Below are 438 nucleotides of genomic sequence, written 5' to 3'. Positions count from 1 at the left end.
GAATGACGCAATTGTCAAAAATGACGGTGGAATTGCCGAAAATGTAGTCGGTGGTGCCCTCGATATAAGAGTTGGAATAATATTGGCGATTCACCTTGTCAACTCCAATATTGCCCGTGTACAGCGTGTCCTGTTAAAAAAATTGCTTTTCTTATTTCATTAACCGTGAAATTTCAATTAAAAAAACTTTAAATTTTGTATCTGCCTTCAACAAGCTCGTTAAATGATACTTTACCAATTCCATATTCTGATTTGAAAACCAACTTATTGTTTAATACTGTACGAATGGCCGAATAAAAGTTGGTTAACAAAATTACACAAATGCTTCCGATTAATTAAAAGTGGATTGAAAATTTTACAAAAACATGTAAAACGTGAATTATAATAAAACAGTTAGTCATATCCATGTGAAATCTCCAATCATGCAAATTTCACACC

General features: G+C 32.4%; 1 protein-coding gene (running past one end of the window). It reads right to left on the bottom strand.

Going from position 1 to position 438, the window contains the following annotated elements; genetic code table 11:
* On the bottom strand, window positions 1-124 hold the 5' portion of the coding sequence (locus EDM02_RS00085) for a pectinesterase family protein (protein ID WP_123662104.1). The gene continues 14 nt to the left of window position 1, outside the view; only the first 124 of its 138 coding nucleotides appear in the window; it begins with the start codon at window positions 122-124; the stop codon falls past the left edge of the window.
* Between the last annotated feature and the right edge of the window lie 314 nt (window positions 125-438).

The sequence above is a fragment of the Candidatus Cardinium hertigii genome (assembly GCF_003788695.1).
Note: the sequence above shows the minus strand (reverse complement) of the source record. Positions and strands in the feature narration are given on the sequence as shown.